19 protein-coding genes and 1 other annotated feature are annotated in these 22,969 nt (G+C 44.2%); of the genes, 14 read left to right on the top strand and 5 right to left on the bottom strand.

The features are described from left to right. Window positions 1-220: 220 nt before the first annotated feature. Together lon and yihA are read left to right on the top strand one after the other, a co-directional pair. Window positions 221-2,548 carry an endopeptidase La gene (gene lon / locus QNH36_RS17745; protein ID WP_283903902.1) on the top strand — a complete coding sequence of 776 codons (2,328 nt, stop codon included), beginning with the start codon at window positions 221-223 and terminating at the stop codon, window positions 2,546-2,548. Next, window positions 2,545-3,129: a ribosome biogenesis GTP-binding protein YihA/YsxC gene (yihA, locus tag QNH36_RS17740; protein ID WP_144477663.1), complete on the top strand. Its 585-nt coding sequence runs from the start codon at window positions 2,545-2,547 to the stop codon at window positions 3,127-3,129. Before lon ends, yihA begins: the two co-directional genes overlap by 4 nt. A 57-nt stretch (window positions 3,130-3,186) precedes the next feature. On the opposite strand, the gene QNH36_RS17735 is transcribed toward yihA, so the two are convergent. After that, window positions 3,187-3,672, bottom strand: coding sequence for a LiaI-LiaF-like domain-containing protein (locus tag QNH36_RS17735; RefSeq protein ID WP_283903901.1), 486 nt, complete (start codon window positions 3,670-3,672; stop codon window positions 3,187-3,189). 258 nt (window positions 3,673-3,930) lie between these two features. Here QNH36_RS17735 and hemA point away from each other — a divergent pair, with 258 nt between their 5' ends. The 8 genes from hemA to ysxE all read left to right on the top strand — a co-directional run bounded on the left by hemA (window position 3,931) and on the right by ysxE (window position 12,908). After that, on the top strand, window positions 3,931-5,277 hold the full coding sequence (hemA, locus tag QNH36_RS17730; RefSeq protein ID WP_283903900.1) for a glutamyl-tRNA reductase: 1,347 nt from the start codon (window positions 3,931-3,933) through the stop codon (window positions 5,275-5,277). Window positions 5,278-5,291: 14 nt separating this feature from the next. Then, window positions 5,292-6,125, top strand: coding sequence for a cytochrome C assembly family protein (locus QNH36_RS17725; protein ID WP_144477669.1), 834 nt, complete (start codon window positions 5,292-5,294; stop codon window positions 6,123-6,125). Window positions 6,126-6,138: 13 nt separating this feature from the next. After that, the gene (hemC, locus tag QNH36_RS17720; RefSeq protein WP_144477671.1) at window positions 6,139-7,074 is read left to right on the top strand and encodes a hydroxymethylbilane synthase; all 936 of its coding nucleotides are present in this window, start codon (window positions 6,139-6,141) and stop codon (window positions 7,072-7,074) included. Further along, the gene (locus QNH36_RS17715) at window positions 7,071-7,847 is read left to right on the top strand and encodes a uroporphyrinogen-III synthase (protein ID WP_251541017.1); all 777 of its coding nucleotides are present in this window, start codon (window positions 7,071-7,073) and stop codon (window positions 7,845-7,847) included. The genes hemC and QNH36_RS17715 overlap by 4 nt, the downstream gene beginning before the upstream one ends. A gap of 3 nt (window positions 7,848-7,850) precedes the next feature. Beyond that, complete coding sequence (hemB, locus tag QNH36_RS17710; protein ID WP_283905434.1) at window positions 7,851-8,831, top strand: porphobilinogen synthase; 981 nt, start codon at window positions 7,851-7,853, stop codon at window positions 8,829-8,831. A gap of 77 nt (window positions 8,832-8,908) precedes the next feature. Further along, on the top strand, window positions 8,909-10,201 hold the full coding sequence (gene hemL / locus QNH36_RS17705) for a glutamate-1-semialdehyde 2,1-aminomutase (RefSeq protein ID WP_144477675.1): 1,293 nt from the start codon (window positions 8,909-8,911) through the stop codon (window positions 10,199-10,201). A gap of 337 nt (window positions 10,202-10,538) precedes the next feature. Next, a complete protein-coding gene (spoVID, locus tag QNH36_RS17700) occupies window positions 10,539-11,708 on the top strand; it encodes a stage VI sporulation protein D (protein ID WP_283903899.1) in 1,170 nt (389 codons plus the stop codon). Window positions 11,709-11,870: 162 nt separating this feature from the next. Then, complete coding sequence (ysxE, locus tag QNH36_RS17695) at window positions 11,871-12,908, top strand: spore coat protein YsxE (protein ID WP_144477679.1); 1,038 nt, start codon at window positions 11,871-11,873, stop codon at window positions 12,906-12,908. An 18-nt stretch (window positions 12,909-12,926) separates the two neighbouring features. On the opposite strand, the gene QNH36_RS17690 is transcribed toward ysxE, so the two are convergent. Next, window positions 12,927-13,121, bottom strand: coding sequence for a hypothetical protein (locus tag QNH36_RS17690; RefSeq protein ID WP_144477681.1), 195 nt, complete (start codon window positions 13,119-13,121; stop codon window positions 12,927-12,929). 180 nt (window positions 13,122-13,301) lie between these two features. After that, window positions 13,302-13,546 (top strand) — a binding site (T-box leader). Window positions 13,547-13,600: 54 nt separating this feature from the next. Here QNH36_RS17690 and QNH36_RS17685 point away from each other — a divergent pair. The 3 genes from QNH36_RS17685 to QNH36_RS17675 all read left to right on the top strand — a co-directional run bounded on the left by QNH36_RS17685 (window position 13,601) and on the right by QNH36_RS17675 (window position 19,418). Next, window positions 13,601-16,243 carry a valine--tRNA ligase gene (locus QNH36_RS17685; RefSeq protein ID WP_144477683.1) on the top strand — a complete coding sequence of 881 codons (2,643 nt, stop codon included), beginning with the start codon at window positions 13,601-13,603 and terminating at the stop codon, window positions 16,241-16,243. Between the two features lie 63 nt (window positions 16,244-16,306). Continuing rightward, window positions 16,307-17,617 carry a bifunctional folylpolyglutamate synthase/dihydrofolate synthase gene (locus QNH36_RS17680; protein WP_283903898.1) on the top strand — a complete coding sequence of 437 codons (1,311 nt, stop codon included), beginning with the start codon at window positions 16,307-16,309 and terminating at the stop codon, window positions 17,615-17,617. 82 nt (window positions 17,618-17,699) lie between these two features. Next, window positions 17,700-19,418: a sensor domain-containing diguanylate cyclase gene (locus tag QNH36_RS17675; protein WP_283903897.1), complete on the top strand. Its 1,719-nt coding sequence runs from the start codon at window positions 17,700-17,702 to the stop codon at window positions 19,416-19,418. Window positions 19,419-19,447: 29 nt separating this feature from the next. Here the strand turns inward: QNH36_RS17675 and QNH36_RS17670 are convergent, their stop codons facing one another. From QNH36_RS17670 to QNH36_RS17660, 3 genes are read right to left on the bottom strand one after another with little or no spacing between them, the layout of a single operon-like run. Beyond that, complete coding sequence (locus tag QNH36_RS17670) at window positions 19,448-20,422, bottom strand: hypothetical protein (protein WP_283903896.1); 975 nt, start codon at window positions 20,420-20,422, stop codon at window positions 19,448-19,450. Between the two features lie 12 nt (window positions 20,423-20,434). Continuing rightward, window positions 20,435-20,863 (bottom strand): PilW family protein, encoded by a 429-nt coding sequence (locus QNH36_RS17665; protein WP_283903895.1) that lies wholly within the window; start codon window positions 20,861-20,863, stop codon window positions 20,435-20,437. Window positions 20,864-20,867: 4 nt separating this feature from the next. Continuing rightward, a complete protein-coding gene (locus QNH36_RS17660) occupies window positions 20,868-21,284 on the bottom strand; it encodes a PulJ/GspJ family protein (protein ID WP_283903894.1) in 417 nt (138 codons plus the stop codon). Between the two features lie 331 nt (window positions 21,285-21,615). Between QNH36_RS17660 and QNH36_RS17655 the strand changes: the two genes are divergently transcribed. Further along, window positions 21,616-22,968 (top strand): VanW family protein, encoded by a 1,353-nt coding sequence (locus tag QNH36_RS17655; protein ID WP_283903893.1) that lies wholly within the window; start codon window positions 21,616-21,618, stop codon window positions 22,966-22,968. Window position 22,969: the final 1 nt, after the last annotated feature.

Here is a 22,969-nt window from a genome sequence, read left to right as displayed (position 1 = left end):
GAAAAGGTTTTGTACCAGTATTTATAGTGAAAGAAACTTCAATTTGAACCATAAAGTCAATCATGATTCGGACATATTTTAACAGGAATATCAGGATACTAATCATTAGAACTAAAACAGGGCAATCCGCTCTAGATATTAGACACTTGAAAACAAATACGATAGAATTGAACAACAAAGTATTATGGTTTGATACAATGCATGTTGGAGGTGCAATGTCATGGCGAACAAGAACGAGTACACAGTCCCACTCCTGCCGTTGCGCGGTCTGCTTGTGTATCCGACGATGGTCCTGCATTTGGATGTAGGGCGGGAAAAATCGGTACAGGCACTGGAGAAGGCGATGGTGGATGACCATTTGATCTATCTAACTACCCAAAAAGATATATCCATAGATGAGCCGGGAGAGGAGGACCTTTACCAGATGGGCACGCTAACCCGCGTCAAACAAATGCTGAAGCTGCCTAACGGAACAATCCGCGTACTGGTTGAGGGTTTATCCAGAGCTGAAATTATTGAGCTTTTCGACGAAAATGATCACTTCTCCTGTAAAGTCAGAACGTTTGAAGACGATGACAGCAAGGATGTCGAAGATGAAGCATTGATGAGAACGATGCTTGAGTATTTCGAACAATACATAAAAATGTCCAAGAAGATTTCTGCGGAAACGTATGCATCCGTTTCAGATATAGAGGAGCCTGGAAGGATGGCGGATATCATTGCTTCGCATCTTCCGCTGAAGTTGAAGGAAAAGCAGGAAATCCTTGAGACGATCGACATAAAGGACCGGATGAACCGAGTCATCGAAATCATCCACAATGAAAAAGAAGTGCTTGGCCTTGAGAAAAAAATCGGCCAGCGCGTAAAACGTTCAATGGAGCGGACCCAGAAGGAATATTACCTTCGTGAGCAAATGAAAGCCATCCAGAAGGAGCTTGGTGATAAGGAAGGGAAAACGGGTGAAATATCCGAACTTACCGAAAAAATCGAGCTTGCCGGAATGCCTGATCATGTGAAGGAAACAGCGTTGAAGGAGCTTGACCGTTATGAAAAGGTTCCAACAACCTCTGCTGAAAGCGCAGTGATCCGGAATTACATTGAATGGCTGGTTGCTTTGCCGTGGTCTAAATCCACAGAGGATGACCTCGATATCAGCAAGGCTGAGAGAATCCTTGATCAGGACCATTACGGACTTGAAAAAGTAAAAGAAAGAGTTCTTGAATATTTGGCTGTCCAGAAATTGACTAATTCCTTGAAAGGACCGATCCTTTGCCTGGCTGGACCTCCAGGGGTAGGGAAAACGAGTTTGGCGAAGTCGATTGCCAAGTCCCTGAACAGGAATTTTGTCCGCATCTCGCTGGGCGGAGTGCGTGATGAGTCTGAAATCCGCGGCCATAGAAGGACCTATGTAGGTGCGATGCCGGGACGGATCATCCAGGGCATGAAAAAAGCAGGAACCATCAACCCTGTTTTCCTTCTGGATGAAATCGATAAAATGTCCAGCGATTTCCGCGGCGATCCATCTTCAGCGATGCTAGAGGTGCTGGATCCGGAGCAAAACCATAACTTCAGCGACCACTATATTGAAGAGACGTATGATCTTTCAAAGGTCATGTTCATTGCTACTGCCAATAACCTCTCCACTGTTCCAGGGCCCTTGCTCGACAGGATGGAGATCATCAATATCGCTGGCTATACCGAGCTGGAAAAGCTGCATATTGCCAAAGACCATTTGCTGCCTAGACAGATCAAAGACCATGGACTGTCAAAATCCCAGCTTCAAATGAAAGATGAAGCGATCACAAAAGTGATTCGTTATTATACCCGTGAATCAGGTGTCCGCTCTCTTGAAAGACAGCTTGCCTCAATCTGCAGGAAAACGGCTAAAATTGTAGTTTCCGGCACGAAAAAGCGCGTAATTGTTAGCGAGAAGAATGTAGAGGAATTCCTGGGGAAATCCAAGTTCAGGTATGGACAGGCAGAATTGGAAGACCAGGTTGGAGTGGCAACCGGCCTTGCCTATACAACGGTCGGCGGAGATACGCTGCAGATCGAAGTTTCTTTATCTCCGGGCAAAGGAAAACTAGTGCTGACAGGAAAGCTTGGTGATGTCATGAAGGAATCTGCGCAGGCAGCATTCAGCTATGTCCGTTCTAAAGCGAAGGATCTGGACATCGATCCGGATTTCCATGAGAAAAATGATATTCACATCCACGTCCCTGAAGGAGCAGTCCCTAAAGATGGACCTTCTGCGGGGATTACGATTGCTACTGCACTCGTTTCGGCTTTATCAGGAAAGCCGATCCGCAGGGAAGTAGGAATGACAGGAGAAATAACATTAAGAGGACGGGTTCTGCCGATTGGCGGCCTCAAGGAAAAATCTTTGAGCGCACACAGGGCGGGTCTTACAAAAGTTATTTGTCCAAAAGATAATGAAAAAGATATTGATGATATTCCTGAAAGTGTACGTAAGGAGCTTGAATTTGTGTTAGTTTCACATGTAGATGAAGTATTGAAGCACGCTCTTGCCAGCGGTGATTATCAATGAAGGTAAACAGTGCAGAAATCGTAATCAGTGCTGTAAGGCCGAACCAGTATCCGGAAGGTAATCTTCCGGAGTTCGCTCTTGCAGGACGCTCTAATGTTGGTAAATCTTCTTTTATCAATAAAATGCTGAACAGAAAGGCTCTTGCCAGGACTTCCTCGAAGCCGGGCAAGACCCAGACCTTGAATTTTTATTTGATCAATGAAATGCTGCATTTTGTTGATGTTCCAGGGTATGGGTACGCGAAAGTATCTAAATCTGAACGTGAAGCATGGGGGAAGATGATCGAAACCTACATCACATCGCGTGAGCAGCTTAAGGCTGTGCTGCTAATCGTAGACCTCAGGCATCCGCCTTCAAAGGACGATGTCATGATGTATGATTTCCTAAAGCATTATCAAATCCCTGTCATTATCATTGCGACCAAAGCCGATAAAATCCCAAAGTCCAAGTGGCAAAAGCACTTGAAGATCACGAAAGAAACACTTGATTTAGACCCGGAGGATTCAATCATTCTTTTTTCGTCTGAAACAGGTGAAGGGAAAGACAAAGCATGGTCAGTCATGGGAAGCTTCATGAGATAAAGTGAATCTGAACAAAAAGAAAAACCCGCACCGTGATGGACCACAGTGCGGGTTTTCTTATTTTTTCTTAATGAATAACAAGTACAGTCCAATCACTATTAATGCCGCAGGCCAGAATTTCCATGCCGTCGCAACCCCATTTTCCAATAAACCGAGCCATGCAGTGACTCTGTCATAAAACAGCAGCAAACCTGCTAAAATGAGAAAGAGGACTCCATGGAACAACCCATTGCCGGTTTTCTGATAACGCAGCAAGAACCCAAGGGCGATGATCAAGATAAAGGCTCCAAGATGATCGGGCCACAGCTTGAACTTATTGACCACGTGAAAATGAACACCAAAGCCAACCAGGATCACGCCTGGGAAAATCGATTCATAATCCCTGCCCCAATATCCCTGGACTAAAAAGGCGGCTCCGACGATGATCAACAGTGTCGGCCACGTATAAAACTCGTTGAACAGTGAAATATTTTCCTGCTGGAGATAGAAATAGACCCCAAAACCTATGAGGATTATTCCGGGTATGATTTTCTGATTTTTCATTCTTCCACCACTTCCAATAAGGCTCACTTGAATTAAAGGACAAACTTTGATAAGGTACATTAGGGAGTATGTTTATTTGCTTAGTAGATAGTATAAAAGTATAACAAACATACAGGAAAAAATAGTTCAATTTAATCAATGCAATTATATAAATGTAATTTCAAGAGTTGTTCACATTTACAACGTTAAAAGTGGAAAAACTCATGTATAATTGCCTTAGCCAATTATGCAATTTCTCTGTGGGGGTGTCAATTCATAATGCATATTATCGTTGTCGGTCTTAACTATAAAACTGCCCCTGTCGAAATCCGCGAAAGGTTGACATTCAATGAAGCGAATCTTGGAGAAGCAATGAGCGCACTCCAGCAAAAGAAAAGCATCCTTGAAAATGTTATCGTATCAACATGCAACCGTACAGAAATATACGCCGTCGTGGATCAGCTTCACACTGGCAGATATTATATCAAAGAGTTTTTATCTGAATGGTTCGGGATCCCTCAGGCAGAATTCACGCCATTCCTGTTCATCTACGAACAAGATGGAGCAATTGAACACTTATTCAAGGTATCATGCGGCCTGAACTCAATGGTACTAGGTGAGACCCAGATCCTTGGACAGGTACGTTCAAGCTTCATGCTTGGACTCGAAGGAAACACGACTGGAACTGTTTTCAACCAGTTGTTCAAACAGGCTGTCACGCTCGCAAAGCGCGGCCATTCCGAAACGGATATTGGTGCGAACGCTGTGTCGGTCAGCTATGCGGCTGTTGAATTAGCCAAAAAGATTTTCGGAACTCTTGACGAGAAGCATGTGCTGATTCTCGGTGCCGGCAAAATGGGTGAACTTGCCATCCAAAACCTTCATGCAAATGGAGCGAGGAAAGTGACGGTCATCAACCGTACTTACCAGAAAGCGGAAGACCTGGCAAACCGTTTTTCTGGGGTTGCCAAAAGCTTGGATGAACTCCAGACTGCGCTGGCGGATGCGGATATCCTGATCAGTTCCACAGGAGCCAAGGATTTTGTTGTCACAAAGGAAATGGTGGCGATGGTGGAGCAAAAGCGGAAAGGGAAGCCGTTATTCATGGTGGATATTGCTGTTCCGCGTGACCTGGATCCGGAAATCGCAACATTGGAAAATATCTTCCTATATGATATAGATGACCTTGAAGGAATTGTCGAAGCGAACCTTCAGGAACGCCAGAAAGCAGCCGAGAAGATCCTGATCATGATTGAAGGGGAAATTGTCCAATTCAAGCAATGGCTGAACACTCTTGGTGTTGTACCGGTCATTTCCGCATTAAGAGTTAAAGCCCTCTCAATCCAGGAAGAGACAATGAATAGCATTGAACGGAAATTGCCGCACCTATCTGAACGGGATAAAAAGGTGCTTAACAAGCATACGAAGAGTATCATCAACCAGCTTCTGAAAGACCCAATCCTGCAGGCTAAGGAGCTAGCGGCAGGGCCGGATGCGGAAGATGCTCTGGACCTTTTCGTCAAGATTTTTAATATTGAACAGCTCGTCGCAGAACAAGAAGGAATGAAAACGGCTGAGACTAAGCAGGTAAAAGTTCCTTCGCCTCAGGCTTCTTTTCAGCCATAAGAGAGGTGTTGCCCATGGGTGATCTTTATATAACGCGTCTCCATGAAATAACCATTGTGATTTATGCGGCCAGCGTGCTCTTATATTTCATCGATTTTCTTAACCGTAACCGGAGGGCGAATAAAGTTGCCTTCTGGTTACTTGCATTTGTATGGGTATTCCAGACGGTTTTCCTGGTGTTTTACATGGTCGACACAGGCCGATTCCCGGTACTGACCCTTTTTGAGGGGCTCTACTTTTATGCATGGGTGCTGGTCACACTGTCGCTGGCAATCAATAAACTGCTGAAAGTGGATTTCATTGTTTTTTTTACGAATATCCTGGGGTTCATCATCATGGCGATCCATACCTTCGCACCGGTGCAATACGACTCCAATGTCATGTCTGAACAGTTGGTATCAGAGCTTCTGCTCATCCATATCACGATGGCGATCCTGTCTTATGGGGCTTTTTCGATCTCATTCGTCTTTTCGCTGTTATATCTCATCCAATATGACCTTTTAAAGAGGAAAAAGTGGGGTAAGCTGTTATGGAGGATATCTGATTTATCACGGCTTGACTACTGGTCTTACATATTGAACGTCATTGGGGTGCCGATGCTGCTCCTTAGCCTGATCCTTGGGCTGCAATGGGCATGGATCAAGGTTCCTGATCTTGCCTGGTATGATGCCAAGCTATTAGGCTCCTTCATCGTCCTTGCAGTTTATAGCATCTACCTGTATTTGAGGGTTGGCAAGGAGATGTATGGGAAAGCGCTGGCACTATTAAATATTGCGTCTTTCCTGATCGTACTGATTAACTTCTTTCTTTCTGGGAAATTATCATCTTTCCATTTTTGGTATCAATAAATAGGAGGCTGTCATGAGAAAAATTATCGTTGGCTCCAGACGGAGTAAGCTGGCATTGACACAAACAAACTGGGTAATACAGCAGTTGAAAAATTTAGGTGCTCCTTTTGAATTTGAAGTGAAGGAAATCGTGACCAAAGGAGATAAAATCCTTGATGTCACTCTTTCTAAAGTCGGAGGAAAAGGGCTTTTCGTAAAAGAGATCGAGCAGGCCATGCTTGATAAAGAGATTGATATGGCTGTACATAGCATGAAAGACATGCCTGCAGTATTGCCAGAAGGACTTGTCATCGGTTCTATCCCCGAGAGGGAGGATCACCGTGATGTCTTGATTTCAAACGGCCATGTTCCTTTCAAAGAATTAAAACCAGGTTCGGTTATCGGAACAAGCAGCCTTCGCAGGAGTGCCCAGCTTTTAGCTCAGCGTCCTGATCTTGAAATGAAATGGATTCGCGGAAATATCGACACAAGAATTTCAAAGCTGGAAACAGATGACTATGATGGCATCATCCTCGCAGCTGCTGGATTAAAACGGATGGGATGGGCAAGTGATGTCGTCACTGAATTCATCGATCCGGAAATCTGTGTGCCGGCAGTCGGCCAGGGAGCGCTTTCGATTGAGTGCCGCGGCGATGATACAGAACTTCTTGAGCTTCTTGAAAAATTCACTTCCGCAGAAACAAATGCGACAGTGAGAGCAGAAAGGTCATTCCTTCACAAGATGGAGGGCGGCTGCCAGGTTCCGATTGCAGGATATGCGCACATCAATGACAAGGAAGAAATCGTCCTGACAGCCCTAGTTGGATCTCCTGATGGAAAGACAATCTTCAAAGAGCAGGTAACTGGAACGAATCCAGAGGAGCTTGGAGAACTTGCTGCAGAAAAATTGATCAGCCAGGGTGCGAAAGAGCTGATCGACAAGGTAAAACAGGAGCTTGATAGTGAATGATAGCACCTTTTTCGCTGCAAAATAGAACAGTAATGAATCCAAGGGGAAAGGCACATTCTAAGCCTTTCTCCGAATTGGTTGCTAGAAATGGAGGGATTCCTGTGGAAATCCCTCTTATTGCCTTTCAGCCGGTTGCAGCTTCGGAAAAATTGGTTCATGCACTTGCAGGATTACATAATTATGATTGGATCATCTTCACCAGCAATGTAACGGTTGAAACCTTTTTTTCCTTTTTTGAAAAAAATAGGCCGTCCCTTCCTAAAATAGCGGTAATTGGTGACCAAACGAAAGCTTCCCTTGAAGAAAGGGGAGAACAGGTGGAGTTTACGCCTGAAGAGTATGTCGCAGAAGGATTCGTGGAAGAGTTTTTGCCTTATGTGAAAGCTGGCGACAAAATCCTCATCCCAAAAGGGAACCTTGCCAGGGACTATATCTCTAAGTCCTTGAAAGAAAAGGGAGCCATTGTCGAAGAACTCATTATCTATGAAACCTATCTTCCAGGAGAAAGCCGGGACAAGCTCGTTCAGATGCTAAGTGATGAAAGACTTGATATACTTACATTTACAAGCCCTTCTACCATTAATCATTTTATGGGAATCGTAGAAGAACATAATTTAAGAGGCAAGCTGGAACGTTGCCTCATTGCCTGCATCGGCCCTGTGTCTAAAAGGAAAGCAGAGCAATGGGGATTGACGGTCCATGCTATGCCTGAGAAATACACTGTAGAAGAGATGCTGAAAAGCGTTGCCGAGTATATACAAATTGGAGGGTAAATGATGAAACACCTTGAATTCAGCCGCCATCGCCGTCTTCGCCAGTCAGCGAATATGCGCGCACTAGTACGTGAAAACTATCTTCGAACTGAAGACCTGATCTACCCGCTTTTCATCGTTGAAGGAGAGAATGTGAAAAACGAAGTATCTTCAATGCCGGGAGTCTATCAATTATCTCTTGATAATTTAAAAGAAGAAATGACTGAAGTGGATTCTTTGGGCATTAAGTCAGTGCTGCTTTTCGGCGTTCCTGACGAAAAAGATGAAGTAGGCTGTCAGGCGTATCATGACCACGGTATTTTGCAGGAAGCAATCCGGGTCATCAAAAAAGATTTTCCTGAGATGATTGTCATTGCGGATACATGCCTTTGTGAATACACAAGCCATGGCCACTGCGGCGTCATCGAGGATGGCAAGGTTTTGAACGATCCATCTTTGGAGCTGCTTGGAAAGACAGCTGTCAGCCAGGCGAAGGCCGGAGCAGATATCATCGCACCATCAAACATGATGGACGGATTCGTTGCCGCGATTCGCTTTGCTCTTGATGAGGCAGGATTCCAGGATGTGCCCATCATGTCCTATGCAGTAAAATATTCTTCTGCATTCTATGGTCCATTCCGCGAAGCAGCAGAAAGCACACCGCAGTTTGGTGACCGCAAATCCTACCAGATGGATCCAGCAAATCGCATCGAAGCAATGCGCGAAGCTGAATCCGATGTAGTGGAAGGCGCTGACTTCCTGATCGTGAAGCCGGGCATGCCATACCTTGATATCGTCCGTGACGTGAAAAACAACTTCAACCTTCCAGTTGTCATCTATAATGTCAGCGGGGAATATTCCATGGTCAAAGCAGCAGCACAAAACGGCTGGATTGATGAGAAGAGCATCGTCATGGAAATGCTGACAGGAATGAAGCGTGCCGGCTCTGACCTGATCATCACTTACCATGCGAAGGATGCAGCGCGCTGGCTGAAAGAACAGTAATCAAGCTTCTTGCTGCAGGACATCAGATTAGCTGATGCTGTAAAAAAGAGGCACAATCAAAAGAAATGAGGGATATTATGCGCTCATATAATAAATCGATTGAAGCTTTCAAAGAAGCAAAGGAACTTTTGCCAGGCGGGGTGAACAGCCCGGTCCGCGCGTTTAAATCTGTCGATATGGATCCAATTTTCATGGAAAAAGGCAAGGGTTCAAAAATCTATGATATTGACGGCAATGAATATATTGACTATGTATTATCATGGGGACCACTGATCCTTGGCCACACAAATGATAGGGTCGTGGAAGGAATCAAGAAGGTAGCTGAGCTTGGTACAAGCTTCGGTGCACCAACTGTTGTCGAGAATGAGCTTGCACAGCTTGTCATTGACCGTGTGCCATCGATCGAAATGGTCCGGATGGTATCATCGGGAACTGAGGCAACGATGAGTGCATTGCGCCTTGCACGTGGATATACAGGCCGTAACAAAATCCTGAAATTTGAAGGATGCTACCACGGCCATGGCGACTCGCTGCTCATCAAAGCTGGCTCAGGGGTTGCTACACTTGGTTTGCCTGACAGCCCAGGTGTTCCTGAGGGTGTTGCTAAAAACACGATTACAGTGCCTTATAACGATCTTGAGAGCGTTCGTTACGCATTCGAACAGTACGGAGATGACATCGCCGGCGTCATCGTAGAACCAGTAGCGGGAAATATGGGTGTCGTGCCGCCAGTGGGAGGCTTCCTTGAAGGCTTGCGCGAAATTACTAGCCAGTACGGAACAGTATTGATCTTTGATGAGGTCATGACAGGCTTCCGTGTAGGCTATAACTGTGCTCAGGGATACTTCAATGTAACGCCTGACCTGACCTGCCTTGGAAAGGTAATCGGCGGAGGGCTTCCAGTAGGAGCTTACGGCGGAAAGCGGGAAATCATGGAGCAAATCGCCCCGAGCGGACCGATTTACCAGGCGGGTACACTATCTGGTAACCCGCTGGCCATGACAGCCGGACTCGAGACTTTAAAGCAGTTGACTCCAGAATCTTACAAGGAATTTGAGCGCAAAGCCGATATTCTTGAAACAGGACTAAAAGCAGCGGCAGAAAAATACGGAATTCCGCATACCATAAATCGCGCAGGCTCGATGATCGGCATTTTCTTCACCAACGAAAATGTCATCAACTACGAAATTGCCAGGACATCGAATCTGGAATTCTTCGCGGCCTACTACCGTGAAATGGCAAACGAAGGAGTATTCCTGCCGCCATCACAATTTGAAGGCCTGTTCCTGTCAACAGCACACACAGACGAAGACCTGCAAAAAACAATCGAAGCAGCCGAAAAAGCATTTGCCAAGCTGCAGAATAAATAAGCTCATTAGACACCTTTCAATTGAAGGGTGTCTTTTTCATTTTGCAGTAAAATTGAGGGGTTAGGAATATATTTTATTTTTAAGGAATATAATCGGTTTCTAAGGAATATATTTATTTTTTAAGGAATAAATTATCGGTTTTAAGGAATATATCATTACTTTTTAGGAATATAGCATTCTGCGTTATAAATTGGACCATATTCTTTCGAGATAGCAGTGTGGCTACGGCCACTACATCTCATTTTTATGTTCTAAATTATCATAAAAGCAAATACAGACTCATAAAGTGTTAATGACATAGTGATTTTACGTTTAAGGAATGAAAGGAGGAGTCGCTTTGTCTCAGGGGAATCAATCGTGCCTGCGATTTTCACTAGAGGAGTCAGTGTGGTTTCAAAGAGGACAGGAAGTCGCGGAGCTTGTCTCGATTTCACTCGATCCCAATATAACGATCCAGGAAAATGAGCAATATGTATCCATTCGCGGATCTCTGGAATTGACAGGGGAATATACTTGCTATGAACAGCAGCATGAGGAAGATGGGGAGGATCAGCTATCGACTCTAAAGTACGTCCATTCTGTCATGGAGAGGGATGAAGGAGTTTATGAATTCCTTCACCGGTTTCCGGTGGATATCACCATTCCGAAAAACCGGATTGAAAGCATCTATGACATCGATATCCAGGTAGAGGCTTTCGACTATGTTTTTCCGGAAAAGGAGCGTCTGAAGCTGAATGCCGATCTGGCGATTACCGGTCTGTACGGGGATCAGCAGCATGAAGCAGAACAGGACGGTGTTAACGAAGAAGCCCAGGAACTGGAAATCAGTTACCGGGAAGAAGCTACAGCAGAGTTGGCGGGAACAGACGCAGAGACAGACAATGATTATTCAGGAGAAGCAGTTGAACAGGATTTCCCGGATCCTCCGGCGTATTCCTTCGTTCAGCAGAATGAAACCTTGAATCATCAAGAAGAAGATTCCTATGAAGAAGAATTGTATGCACCGTTCAGGGCTGAAGCGAAGAAAACAGCTGCAGCGGAAGAGGCATCACAACCGGAACTGCAGGCCCAAAGGGAGCCCGAGCCAGAGTATGCTTTCAGTGATTTTAGAGGCGAGCAAGAGCCGGTTGCGGAGGTCGAGGTTGAGCAAGAGGAAGCAGAAGTGGAGGTCGAGCTGGAGGCTGAAGAAAAGGCCGTACCAGAAAGTATGCCTGCTGAAGTGGAAGAATCTCCTGAAAGCTCATCTTCTCCTTTACTGAAAAAGAAAAAGCCGAACATGAAAAAAGGGATTTCCATTGCCGAATTTTTAGCGCGGAAGGAAGAGGTTTCGGAGGTTGCCAAAATAAGAGTGTGCATCGTCCAGCAGGGAGATTCGCTTCAATCGATTTCGGAACGCTATGATGTGCCGGTACAGCAGCTTTTGAGAGTAAACCATCTGAGCATCGACCATGAAGTACATGAAGGCCAGGTATTATATGTTCCCGGTGTGGCTATTCACCAATCATAATCTTTAAAATGGAGCAATGCCTTGTCCAAAAGGAAGCTGGTTGTCAGGGCTGGCTTGGCTGCTGGCTGGGATTGTGACAGCACTAAGTATGGGCAGGTGTTTACAAGCACCTGCCCAACTCTATTCATGCATACGAGTTCCAGAAAGTAGGCGAGTGTTCCGATGGATGATCGCAATTTTTTAAAAGAAGAATCGGCAGTGTTGAAGCATTATCCAATCGAGCCGTATTTTGCGGAAGACTTTGGAAAAATAAAAAAGGTCTATACCAAATCAGGACCCTTTGCATTGAAGAAAATCCATCCATATGAAGGGACGGATTTTATCAAACATATCCAGACTCTTTATCAAAAAGGCTATAACAGGATTGTTCCCGTCTATCCGGCAAACGACGGCCGCTATGGAATTTTGCATAATAATTCACTGTATTATTTAATGCCCTGGATGCCAAATGCCATAAGGGAGGATCAATCTGAAAGGCATAAGCAGCTGTTCAGAGAGCTGGCAAGAATGCATACCCTGTCAGCCAAGGAGCTGGAAATCAGCCAGGAAGTTAAACAGGAGCATTATGAACAGACTTTGAAGGAATGGGAAAAAGAAGAAGAGTTTGTCAATGGTTTCCTTGAAAGCTGTGAGAACAGGGTATATATGTCCCCATTTGAACTGACTTTCTGTCTGTATTACATCCAGATTCGGCAGGCGATGCAGTTTGCCAGACAAAAGCTTGAGGCGTGGAGTGAAAAAACGAAAGATCAGAAGAAAACGAGGACTGTGACGCTTCATGGCAAAGTCTCGCCTGAGCATTTTCTGTTCGATGAAAGGGGATACGGTTATTTCATCAACTTTGAAAAGGCAAGGAAAGGTTCTCCAATTCAGGATTTGCTGCCGTTTCTGGCCAGGTCGTTAAAAACACAGCCGAAGTATGGTGATGAAATCATAGACTGGATTTATGTATACCTGAAGCATTTCCCCTTCCGTGATGATGAAATGCAGTTATTCATGAGTTATCTTGCCTTTCCGTCAGGCATTATCCGTGTCGCAGAAACCTATCATCAACGCAAGAAAGAAGTGGATGAAAGGAAATTTGTGCAAAAGCTTCAGCGCCAGTATTGGCTTTTGAGCAATACAGGTTATGTAGTTACCAAGATGGACGAACTCGAAAGGCAGAAGGAGCAGGCCAAACAAGAGGGAGCCCAGAGCTGAAAGCGGCTCTAAGGCTCCCTAAAATATTTCGAATTTGATTGCCAAAGCAATCAGGATGAAAATCGTTAACAGAAAGACATCGAAGGTCGACGGGAAGAAAAGGGTTCGTATTCCTTGAAATACACAAAAAGGAATGATCAGCTGTGCGCACACTGCCCTCGCCGTCCTCGCCCATCTGGGGAGTGAATACGGATTATACCTCTTTCTTTTCATTACCATCCCTCCAAGCATGTAAGATATCCCTTTTTTATTCTATGAGACATGGGCCTAAAATGTGCTGATTATTGTCACAGGATGTGGCATGAAGTATAAAATAATGAAAAATAGGAAATGATGATTGACGTCAATCATCTTTTTTAGGTAGTATAACTAATATACAAAAACCAAAAATAAAGCAAAGCATTGACAGGGAAGAGTACATGAGCAGCCAGCTTGAAGAGAGGAAGTCCAATTGCTGGGAGGACTTCTAAGCGGGAACCATGGAAGGTCGCCCTTGAGCATCGCCTGGGAACGGGATACTCTCAGTAACAGGCGACGGTGAAGAGCCGTTATCCATATTTGAGCCAGCAGCTGATCTCTGTTTTTACCGTTGCTGGGAAAAAAGGTGGTACCGCGAACATACTCCATTCGTCCTTTTATGGCGAATGGAGTTTTTTATTTTTCCAAAGAAAAGCATTTGAATGGAGGAAAAAATGATGGAAGAGAATTTGTCGATGCCGACCAAATATGATCCGTCTTCGATTGAGCAGGGACGCTATGAATGGTGGGTCAAGGGGAAGTTTTTTGAAGCAAAAGATGATGAAACAAAGAAACCTTATACAATCGTGATTCCGCCGCCAAACGTAACCGGGAAGCTGCACCTTGGCCATGCGTGGGACACAGCTCTCCAGGATATCCTTACGCGAATGAAGCGTATGCAGGGCTATGATGTTCTTTGGCTTCCAGGAATGGACCATGCCGGGATTGCCACCCAGGCAAAGGTTGACGAGAAGCTGCGCAGCCAGGGCATCAACCGCTACGAGCTTGGCCGCGAAAAGTTTTTAGAAGAAGCATGGAAATGGAAAGAGGAATATGCGCAGCATATCCGCAAGCAATGGTCAAAGCTTGGACTTGGACTTGATTACAGCCGCGAGCGCTTCACATTGGACGAAGGACTATCAAAGGCTGTTAAAGAAGTATTCGTTTCTTTATACCGCAAAGGATTGATTTATCGCGGCGAATACATCATCAACTGGGACCCGGCTGCTAAAACAGCTTTATCGGATATTGAGGTTATCCACAAAGACGTCCAGGGTGCTTTCTATCATATGAGATACCCTCTGGCTGATGGCAGCGGCCATATTGAAATCGCTACGACAAGACCGGAAACAATGCTTGGTGATACGGCAGTTGCTGTCCATCCGGAAGATGACCGTTACAAGCATCTGATCGGCAAGACGGTAATCCTGCCAATCGTGGGACGCGAGATTCCGATCGTCGGTGATGATTATGTTGACATGGAATTCGGTTCTGGTGCTGTAAAAATCACGCCTGCACATGACCCTAATGACTTTGAAATCGGCAACCGCCACAATCTTGAAAGAGTCCTTGTCATGAACGAAGATGGCTCAATGAACGCAAAAGCGGGCAAGTATCAGGGCATGGACCGTTTCGAGTGCCGCAAGCAAATCGTCAAGGACCTTCAGGATGCTGGCGTTTTGTTCAAAATTGAAGAACATATGCATTCAGTAGGACATTCTGAGCGCAGCGGGGCTGTAGTCGAGCCATATCTATCGACTCAATGGTTCGTTAAAATGCAGCCGCTTGCTGATGAAGCTATCGCACTTCAAGGCAAGGAAGACAAAGTAAACTTCGTTCCTGAGCGCTTTGAAAACACCTATATGCGCTGGATGGAAAATATCCGCGACTGGTGTATTTCCCGTCAGCTCTGGTGGGGCCACCGCATTCCAGCCTGGTACCATAAAGAAACAGGCGAAGTATACGTTGACCACGAGCCGCCAGCAGACCCTGAAAATTGGGAACAGGACAACGATGTTCTTGATACATGGTTCAGCTCTGCGCTATGGCCTTTCTCAACTATGGGCTGGCCGAACGAGGAAGCAGCTGACTATAAGCGCTATTATCCGACAGCTGCATTAGTAACAGGCTATGATATTATCTTCTTCTGGGTTTCAAGGATGATTTTCCAGGGACTAGAGTTCACGGAACAGAGGCCATTCGAGGATGTATTGATTCACGGACTCGTTCGTGCCGAAGATGGCCGGAAGATGAGTAAGTCACTTGGAAACGGTGTGGATCCAATGGATGTCATCGACCAGTATGGTGCCGACTCACTCCGCTACTTCCTGACAACAGGAAGCTCTCCAGGTCAGGACCTTCGTTACAGCACTGAAAAGGTTGAGGCAACATGGAACTTCGCGAATAAAATCTGGAATGCATCTCGTTTTGCGTTGATGAACATGAACGGCCTGAAATATGAGGAAATCGATTTGAGCGGTGAAAAATCTGTTGCCGACAAATGGATTTTGACAAGGCTGAATGAAACAATCGAGACGGTTACAAGACTTTCAGACCGATATGAGTTTGGCGAGGTTGGCCGTGCCCTTTACAACTTCATCTGGGATGATTTTTGTGACTGGTATATTGAAATGGCGAAACTGCCGCTTTACGGCGAAGATGAAGCAGCCAAGAAGACGACAAGATCCATACTTGCATATGTACTTGATAACACGATGCGCCTGCTTCACCCATTCATGCCATTCATTACAGAAGAAATCTGGCAGAACCTGCCTCATGAAGGTGAATCCATCACGGTTGCAAGCTGGCCACAGGTTGATGCAGCTCTTACAGACCAACAGGCTGCAGAAGATATGAAGCTGCTCGTTGAAGTCATCCGTTCTGTAAGGAATATCCGCTCTGAGGTGAACACGCCGCTCAGCAAAAAGGTTGATATGTTCCTGAAGGTGAAGGATGAAAAAACATTAAGCATGCTAGAAAACAACCGTGGTTACATTGTCCGTTTCTGTAATCCAGAGAACCTGGAAATCGGGCTTGAAGTCAACGCTCCTGAAAAAGCGATGACAGCGGTCGCTACAGGACTCGAAATCATCATGCCGCTTGAAGGCCTGATCAATATCGATGAAGAAATCGCCCGTCTTCAGAAGGAAAAAGAAAAGCTGGATAAAGAAGTAGAACGTGTCCAGAAGAAGCTTTCCAACGAAGGCTTCGTTAAAAAGGCTCCTGAGAAAGTCATTGAAGAAGAGCGCGCGAAGGAAAAAGACTACGTTGAAAAGCGTGCGGCAGTGGAAGCTCGCATCAATGAATTGAGAAGCTAATAAATGAAATACTGAAGACGAACCATTTTTGGTTCGTCTTCATCATGAATTGAGGTGTTTTACATGTTTGAAACATATGAGCAAGCGATAAATTGGATCCATGCAAGACTGCGTCTGGGCATGAAGCCAGGACTATCAAGGATGGAATGGATGCTTGAGAGACTGGAGCATCCTGAAAGAAGGATCAAGACAATCCATGTCGGCGGTACGAACGGAAAAGGCTCTACTGTCACCTTCCTTCGTTCGATTCTGCAGATAGCAGGCTACCGTGTCGGCACCTTTACCTCGCCCTATTTCGAACAATTCAATGAGCGGATCAGCATCAACGGGCAGCCTATCAGTGATGAGGAACTGGTTGAATTGACGAATGTGATCAAGCCGCTCGCAGACGAACTGGACCAGACGGAATTGGGCGGACCGACTGAATTTGAAGTAATCACCGCCATGTCGATCTATTATTTTGCAAAAATGTCTCCCGTTGACGTTGTCATTTATGAAGTGGGGCTTGGCGGACGTTTTGATTCGACGAATGTCATCCATCCGCTGTTGTCGATTATCACAAGCATCGGGTTGGACCATACAGCGATACTGGGTGATACATATGAACAAATCGCTTTTGAAAAGGCGGGCATCATCAAGAACGGTGTGAGTGTCATTACGGGAGTGAAACAGCCGGAAGCGCTCGAAGTGATCAAGAAAAAAGCGCAAGAAGGAAAATCACCGCTGTATGTGCTGGAAAAAGATTTTTCAACAAGTTCCAGGGAATCCTTGCAGCAAGGCGAGCGATTTTCCTTCTCAAGCATGTTCGGCCAGTTTAAAAATCTGGAAACTTCCATGATTGGTTCTCATCAGGTCGACAATGCGGCATGTGCTGTCATGGCGGCCCAGGTTCTTGCAAACTACTACTCCTTCATTATTGAGGGAAATGATGTCCGGGAGGGACTCACCAAAGCTTACTGGCCGGGACGTCTCGAAATCCTTAGTGAGGCACCATATGTCTTGATTGATGGTGCGCATAATGAGGAAGGAATAAATGCCCTTGCCAGTGAAATAAAATCTCGCTATGCCGATAAAAAGATTACCATCTTATTCGCGGCTCTCAAAGACAAGAAGTTCGACAAGATGATTGCAACACTGGAAGATGCAGCGGACTCGCTGGTATTCACAACATTCGATTTTCCGCGGGCAGCGTCTGCTGAAGAGCTAATAGAGGTTGGAAACAGCAAGAACCTTAGCATTGCTCCAGATTATCCTGACTTCCTTCAGGAGAAAATAAATGAGATAAAAACCGATGAAATCTTAATCGTGACAGGCTCTCTGTATTTTCTTTCTGACGCAAAGCCCAGGATTATCAACCTGCTGAAAAATAAATAAGAAAATTATGACATTCGACAAAAAGTTTGCTAAAATATTTAAAAAGTGAGACTTTTTACCCAGGGAGAAAGGAGGTGGATAGATGAAAATAACCCCTATGTTCAAAAACTCAATATGGTTTGCATGGCTGATGGCCGTTCCAGTGGGAATCTGGGTGATTTATCAAGTCTATCCACCTCCCAATATGAGCATCTGGGAAGTCATTCCCTTTCTTGTTCTGATGGCCGTGGTGGCTTCCATGCCGATGGTCGTCAACAATACGCCAATCTTCCTGATCCAATGGGTTTCACTCGCGGTATTCCTGAACTATGGAATTTTCATCGAAATGGTGCTAATGCAAATTTCGGTCTTGATCCTTCTAATGAGGCTGCGTGTACAAAAATCAGATATATACAGGTTTCCACTAAACTCGTTAATGTTCTTTATTGTATCATTGGTGAGCGGCCTGCTGTTTTATGCGCTTGGTGGTCGTGAAGGTGTTGATCTGGCAAAGAACCCATACACTTATGTCCTCGGAACTGTTTATGGCATTAGTAATTACGGGGTAAACACCCTATTCCTGTTATTTTTGCAAGCGGTAATCTTTAAACAGAAGGGTCAATATTTCGGGAAAGACTTCATATGGGAAACAGTCACAACATTTATTACATTCCCGATTGGCTTCGTGCTATATGAGCTGTATTTAAGTGAAATGGGACATTATTCGTTATTGTTCGTAGGGATTCCGTTCGCAAGCCTGTCTATCATTCTCAGTCTCTATTACTCCAGCGGCAAGGTGAACCAATTTTTACAGAATGCGGCGGAAATCGGACATCAGCTGGCAGAAAGATTAAAGGCGGATGAAGTGCTTGATCTTTTCGTCAAAAAGCTGATTGAAATGCTGCCGGTAGACTATGCTTACATATTGGATGTAGTGGAAGATAAGGAATTGAAACTGATCCATAAGGTTGAATTCGGGGAAGTACTGGAACCGATTGCGGAACCGCTTGAAAAAGGCAAAGGAATCAGCGGACTCGTCTGGGCAGGGAAAAAACCTATGCTCTTCCATTCCAGAAAAGAATGGAGCCACATAAATTCCGGCTACGTCCCAGCGGGAGCTGAAAGCATACTTGGCGTTCCCATTGTCCGGAACAACCAGGTTGTCGGTGTACTCGTCCTCGCCGCAAACAAAAAAAGAGCATTTGAAAAATCACAATTGATGATTGTCGACATCCTCTGCTCCCACTTCGCGATTGCCGTGGAAAATGCAAGGCATCATGAAAAAACGAAGGAAAACAGCGAGCGATGCGCGCTCACTGGATTGTATAATTACCGTTACTTCGAAAATAGGCTTACAACCGAATTCGAAAAATTGCAATTAGGCCAAAGGGAACTCCTATCCCTCATTCTCCTAGACATCGACCATTTCAAATCCGTAAATGATACATACGGTCATCAAAGCGGAAACGAAATCTTAATACAACTAGGGGAACGACTCAGGAAAAAAATCGGCAAAATCGGAACCCTTGCACGTTACGGCGGGGAAGAGTTCGTCATCCTGCTGCCCGACATGATGAAAGGTGATGCACTTAAACTCGCAGAACAAATCAGGCTGCTGATTGCCGATGAGGCTTTTATCCTCCTGCAATCAATGGATGAAGAAGGAAAGCAGCTGCATGTCAATATCACCGCCTCAATCGGCGTGGCAACAGCACCACAGGACGCCGATGATTCACTGGCATTGATCAGGCATGCTGACAGGGCCTTATATGTTGGAGCAAAGCGGTCCGGACGGAATCGGGTTGCGGAATATGTGAAATGAAGAAGGCTGATCCCCGTGGGATCAGCCTTTTAGTATTTTACATCTATACCTTCGTCAGGGTTGATGTACCATTGATCGTCATTTGGTCTTGGGCAGGATTTGTTTTGGCCTGAAGGGAAATCTGTGTATTCAATGAGTTTATTATTTTCGTCAATTTTATAGATGTTGCCGTAAATGCAAAATGAATAAGCATTTCCATTAAATTCAGGTGGGACAGCGAAAATTGCATCTCCGAATACTAAAATGTCTGCTGTACCAGAGAAGAGAACTTTTTCTTTAAAGTAGGCATTACCATTCACTTTGATAGCACGGTTACCTTGGATTTCAATTTTCTTTTCAAAGTAAGTGGATTGGTCAAAGGTCAGATGCTTATCCTGTCCTTTTAAGTTGATTTCCGTTGAATTCACGATTTTATAATCGGTTGGCAATGGTTTAGTTTCCCCAACCAGACTTTCGCCGTTCTTTTCAATAGTAATCATACTTTCCAAAACTTTATTTTCTTTCTTAGTTTTGCCATAACTTTTAAAGTTAACTGCGATAGTATCATCCGCCTTAATGTCTGAAATGGTAATATCCTTGACCTCGTATACATTATCTCCTTCAACGGTTCTTAAAAGAGAATTGTTGAGTGCATCAATTCTGAGTTTCAGATTTTTCAGGAAGTATTCATCATATTCGACAGTGCATCGGATTGTGTTTTTCTTACAAGTTTTTACTTTGCCCAGAGGGTGAGGTTTTTTGTTCCCGTTATTGTTCTTAATTGCTGTATCAGCCTGGGATTCCGCGTAGATGTTTGCCCGGCTAACAGCATTGGCAAGCCATGCTTCGTAGTGGGCGACTCCCATTTCTGCGATGTCGGTAGCCTTATTGGCCTCGTCTGTCTTATTAAATTGTTTGCGGGCAGACAATGCCATTCCACTCAATGAAAGAGCCAGGGTAAAGGTGATGGTGATAATCACCAGGACAAGGACAAGTGCGTATCCTTTTTGATTTTTTACTTCCAAAACGAGACCTCCCTAATATCTTTTTACGGTCGTTTCAACTTCATATGTCTGCCCCTTTTTATCGGTTAAGTTTAGATGAACTGTAAGTGGTTGATGAGCGTCTACTTTTATATTATTTATGGAAGCTGGTGCAGGATAGCCTGCCTTTAATTCAAGATCATAATTGGTTTCGCCAAGCAGGGTATCTGCAGAATCTTTGCCAATGTAGGCTCTCTTGTCTGAATCATCATAATTTATCCAATAGGAATCATTTTTCTGGTGATACTCCTTAATAGTTGCCAGGATCAGATTGGCTGTCTGACCCATGCTATTTTTATCGGAGATTTGATCGTAATTATTATTAAAACTGAAAAACACTCCGTATATTACTCCTGATATGATGAAAAGCACAGTAATTGCAGCGAGAAGTTCTACCAATGACAATCCCTTTTGGTTATTCATGTACTCACCTTCTTATATACGTATATGTTTCAGAGGAACTTTCAGGATCATCGTTGTCAAAGATTGTTACTTTGGTTTTAATCAAATTTTCTTCACCAAGCTTAAAAATTGCCGATATAGTATATGCACTATTGATAGCTTGGCCGGAAAGTGCTTCCAAGCTTTCTTTATTTAAGGCACAATCAAAATCAACACAATCAGTTACCGTTTGCAACCTACTCTTAGATATATATACTTCGATTAAATTTACAATTTGCTGGGCAGTCTGAGATGTTGATAGTTTCTCTTCATTTTTTTTGACGAATAATGCTGATTGGCTGAAGAAGCCAGCAAAAGAAGTAAGAACTATTGTAAGAATTACGATTGACAATAAGACCTCTAGCAACGTCAAACCACGCTGGTCATCCAACTTTTTTACCAAGACTTTCTTCCTCCATCTTCTAAATCTAGTAATTTTATTATACAATATTACTATGTGAAAATTGTCTAATTTTGAGAATCCAAGCAGAATATTCATATGAAATTTGTTGTAATCAGCGATTTATAGAAAAAAAGAAAATAATAGCATGTTTTTTTATAGGTATTTTGGTTCATAGTCATTCCAGGGATGATTAAGCTTCCGAGATAGCTACCTGGTAATTGAAGGCAATAAACCCTTTAGGTATGAGATCTCCTGCTTCAATCAAAAATCGGAAATACATAAGATTACACTCTTTAAATCTATTAAATTAATCTGCGGGGAGAAAAAATACATGAGAAAGCAGCAAATCATTAAATTTTCGCTAATCCTCTCTGTTTTTTCTGTGTTTATATTTAGTTTCGCCTATTATGGAATACCCGCATTCGGATTCCGCGCATCCAGTAACCAGGCATTCTCTGAAAAAACATACATAGGCACCGTGGACGTATCTAATAAAACACATGAGCAGGCAAAGGCAGCGGTTGAAGCGAAAGTGAACGAGTGGGCAGCAGCGACCAGAATCAGTCTGGTATTTAAAAGTGATACCTTTGCTGTTGATGCATCACAATTCATTTACTTAGTTGATGAATCGGTTGCTGACGCTAAAAGCGGAACTCAAAATGAGCTTTATGTAGAAATGAACGAAGGTATTCTAAGCAGGTTGACCCTGCCTGAAACTATAGTCAGGCATATAGAAAAAGAAATGCTTATGAATGAATTGCGTGCAGCCGGCCAACGTTTTTTACCATCATTGGAGATCAGCCTGGAAAACTTTCTTCCGGAAGAGGAGCCAGTAACGATATCAAAAACTTCCATTGATCTTCCTGATGAGAGCAATGAAATTAAAGAACTCGTGGAAGTGATTCAAAAAATAGAAATAGCTTCCGAATCTCCAGTCTCTTTAGTTAAAACTGCGTATGAAAAAGGGCTGATCGAAAAGTCTTCTTTTGCTTACAGTCAAATTGCATCTGCGATCTATAAAGCGGTATTGCCAACAAATTTTACAATTACAGAGAGACATATCAGTTCTGTATTGGCAGATAATATTGAGCTTGGTTTCGAGTCAAAGGTTGATTTTGCGAAAAGCCTTGATTTGAAATTTTATAACCCCAACAAAACACCCTACAGGATAGAGCTTACTATTGTTAATGAAGAATTGCAGGTAATGATTAAAGGAGCTCCTCTACTATATGAATATAAGGTTACAGCATCTGGGAAGCAGGAGTTCAAACCAAGAACAATAAAACAGTACTCCCCACTTTTACAGCCGGGTCAAAAGTCGGTAGAGAAAAAAGGTAAAGCAGGATACCTGATTACAGTCAACCGTGAAAAGTACGGGCAAAAAGGAGAGCTCCTTGAGTCCCAATTCCTTTCAGAAGATTTTTACCGGCCTGAACACAGAGTGGAAATACTGCCGGTGGCCCCTGCAGTTCAGCCTGCTAGCCCAGACAATAACAGCATTGGCACTGTAGCAGGACCGGCTGAAAACAAAACAACTACAACTGTTCTGCCCGGTGTTCCAGCAGGAGCGGACAGCACCGCACCAACTCAAGATCACAGCAATGACTCTCCAGGACAGGATACAAGCGCCGAAGTGGAAGACGATAGCAGTCTCTGGGGAAAGCCGAATGAGGAGCCAAAATAAT

The organism is Mesobacillus sp. AQ2, assembly GCF_030122805.1.
Lineage (GTDB): Bacteria > Bacillota > Bacilli > Bacillales > Cytobacillaceae > Mesobacillus > Mesobacillus oceanisediminis_A.
The sequence above is the reverse complement of the archived record's forward strand: the minus strand, read 5'-3'. Positions and strand labels throughout refer to the sequence as shown.